The 2,734-nt window shown below is 41.4% G+C and carries 3 protein-coding genes and 2 pseudogenes; all 5 read left to right on the top strand.

Features of this window, described 5'->3' with window-relative positions; genetic code table 11:
* Positions 1–494 (top strand): annotated as a pseudogene (locus ACFIK4_RS01855) (hypothetical protein); the annotation flags it as partial.
* 88 nt (positions 495–582) lie between these two features.
* Positions 583–1,710, top strand: a complete 1,128-nt coding sequence (locus ACFIK4_RS01850; protein WP_375633744.1) for a N4-gp56 family major capsid protein — start codon at positions 583–585, stop codon at positions 1,708–1,710.
* Positions 1,711–1,728: 18 nt separating this feature from the next.
* On the top strand, positions 1,729–2,109 hold the full coding sequence (locus ACFIK4_RS01845) for a hypothetical protein (protein WP_375633743.1): 381 nt from the start codon (positions 1,729–1,731) through the stop codon (positions 2,107–2,109).
* An 11-nt stretch (positions 2,110–2,120) separates the two neighbouring features.
* Positions 2,121–2,501, top strand: a complete 381-nt coding sequence (locus tag ACFIK4_RS01840) for a hypothetical protein (RefSeq protein WP_375633742.1) — start codon at positions 2,121–2,123, stop codon at positions 2,499–2,501.
* Between the two features lie 11 nt (positions 2,502–2,512).
* Positions 2,513–2,734, top strand: a pseudogene (locus tag ACFIK4_RS01835) (hypothetical protein); the annotation flags it as partial.

Genomic DNA, 2,734 nt, shown 5'->3' with positions numbered 1-2,734 from the left:
AACAGCAGCAGCATGATATACGTCTTGGTGAATTTTTTAATAATTCTGTTAAGTCGTTTCAAAATAAATCCAGTGATTTTGGTGATGCGGCAAATTTTCTTTATGAGAAGCGTGCGAAGGAATTGAGTTCTTGGTCGTCACTTTATCCTGAGTATGCAGATCCAAACACAATTTCTGAGATCATAAGGAATGAATTGCGTACGATTGTAGCGACTTGTGCACAAAGAGATCTCAATCCGGCAGAAGAGATTTATAGAATAGCGCAAAATCTTGGCTATCAGAACCAAGGGGTTCAAGCGAATAATCAAGTAGCAGAACTTCAAAGCCGGCAGAATTCTGCGAGAACCTTAACAGCATCTGGAGGAGGGGGCGTGACGGGTCCTATGACCAAAGAGACACTTGCGAATATGTCAGAAAAAGAATTTAACGCGTGGATATCGAACCCGAAAAATGAAGCCCGTTTTTATGAAATTATGGGTGCAGACCCTGATTAGGCAATAAGTTTTACAACATAATCCGCCTTGATGCGGGTTTTCCACCGGCTTTAAGCCGGTTTTTTTACAGCAAAGAAAGGTGAAATCAATGGCAACAACACATATAGGAACCCATGATCCGCAATCGGTGAAATTGTGGTCACAGAAATTAAGCAATGAAGTTTTGAAAGCAACGAAAATAGCTCCCCTGATTGGCAAAAGTTCGAACAGCATTATCCAGCTTTACAACGAAACCCATAAGAGTGCAGGGGATAGCGTTACGTTTAGTCTGCTGGTCAATCTGTTTGGGGACGGTGTCACGCAAGGCGAAACCTTAGAGGGCAATGAAGAAGCGCTTCAATTTATGAATGATCGGTTGGTGATTAACGAGCTTTTACATGCAGCACGTGTAGCGAATGATGACTCGATTGACCAACAGAGAATTCTCCCCAATTTACGGAAAAAAGCCAAAGAAGGTTTAGTTCGTTGGTATGCCAATCGTTTAAGCATCATGTTCTTTCTTCAGGTATGTGGTTATACACCCCGTACGATCAATGTTGATGGTCGAGAAGTGTATATTAAGCCGGTTCATTATGGCTTTAATGAAATCATGGCACCAAGCAATGAACGTATTATCCGCCCAGATGGTAAAACAAAGGATGAAGATCTCAATGATAAAGCCAAACATAGCTTTAGTCTTAAATTGATTGATGAAGCGGTTAAACAAGCCAAACTTGCCAATCCGCAAATTTCTCCAGTCCATGTCAATGGTGATGATGTTTATGTTTTGTATTTGCATCCAACACAAGTCATGCAATTGCGAACCAATACAGCCGTTGGTGAGTGGTTAGATATTCAAAAATCGGTTTATGCAACCTCTCGTGCGAAAAACCCAATCTTTGATGGTTCACTAGGCATGTATAATGGCGTTATTTTACGTGAAGCGATACATGTCACCCATGGTGTTAACTCGACAAATAATACAGCGGTAAAGAGTGTGCGTCGTGCGGTTTTCTTAGGAGCCCAGAGTGCGGTTATAGGTTTTGGCAAGAATCACAGTGCAACGCATTACACACTCAAAGAAGAATATTTTGATTATGAACGTCAATTTGGTGTTGCAGCTAAAACATTGATAGGAATGAAGAAGACCCGTTTCAAAATGCCAAATAGCGCACAAACAGCCCAAGATTTTGGAACGATTGTCATTCCTACCTACAGCGGTGAAGCTGGTGCGTAATCATTAAGGGGATAAGACATGGCAGATCAATTACCACCTCCATTGCAGGGAAGAACTCTTCATACCCAACAGGTAAGTTTCTTACGTTTGAATATTTCGCATAAAGATAAGCATCTTACGGAAAAAATCGGAATTTTGCCTCGTGGCGCTTTGATCACTTCGATGAAGGCTTTTGTCAAGACCGCGTTTTCTGAGACAAAATTAAAGATAGGCAGCACCTATGGCGGCAATGAGTTCAGTGAAAAAGACATCAAAGCCCAAGGCACGCAAGATTTTACGCCAACAGATCAAAAGTCTTTTGTTGCAGATGATAAGGAGATGACCCTTTATGCAACACGGGATAAAACAACTGCGGCTGGTGAATGTATTGTGGTTGTGCAATTCGTAACAAATCATTGAGGGGATAAGACATGGCAGATTATTTACCACAGCCCTTGCAAGGGAGAAATCTTCATACCCAGCAGGTAAGCTTTTTGCGGCTTAATTTTAGCTATGAAGATAAAGAAAACGCTATGAGAATAGGCACGCTACCTCGTGGTGCTTTGATTACTTCAATTAAAGTGTTTGTTAAGACAGCATTTTCGGACACGAAGGTAAAAATAGGCAGCACTGCTGGCGGCAATGAGTTTGGTGAAGCAGAAATCAAACAACAGGCAGTAAAAGAGGTTAAGCCTACCAATCAGAAGGAGTTTATCCCTTATGATGAAGAACTTACTCTCTATGCCAAAGCGGACAAAACAGTACAAGCTGGGCAAGCAAGTATAGTCGTTGAATTCGTGACTAATCACTGAGAGGTATTTTGATGACACGTCATTATATTCGGGTTAAAACCGGAGGACCGATACCAGTAAAGCGAGATGTTTATCGTCATAAGAGAACACTTTCGCACTTAGTGTCGGTTATTCAAGATGAGATTGATGACATAGCCGATGAGTATGTTCATCAAATCCAAGAAAGCATTTTTGCAGCCATTCGTTTTTGTGAACGGGAGACCTTTTACTTTAACGAAAGCCGTGATGTGGTG

Origin of the sequence: Bartonella sp. AP9QHHD, from assembly GCF_042195625.1 — a bacterium.
GTDB lineage: Bacteria > Pseudomonadota > Alphaproteobacteria > Rhizobiales > Rhizobiaceae > Bartonella.
This window is presented reverse-complemented; position numbering and strand designations above follow the sequence as displayed.

Coding starts and splice junctions, on each gene's coding strand:
- ACFIK4_RS01850 (WP_375633744.1), top strand. CDS start 583: ATGGCAACAACACATATAGGAACCCATGATCCGCAATCGGTGAAATTG.
- ACFIK4_RS01845 (WP_375633743.1), top strand. CDS start 1,729: ATGGCAGATCAATTACCACCTCCATTGCAGGGAAGAACTCTTCATACC.
- ACFIK4_RS01840 (WP_375633742.1), top strand. CDS start 2,121: ATGGCAGATTATTTACCACAGCCCTTGCAAGGGAGAAATCTTCATACC.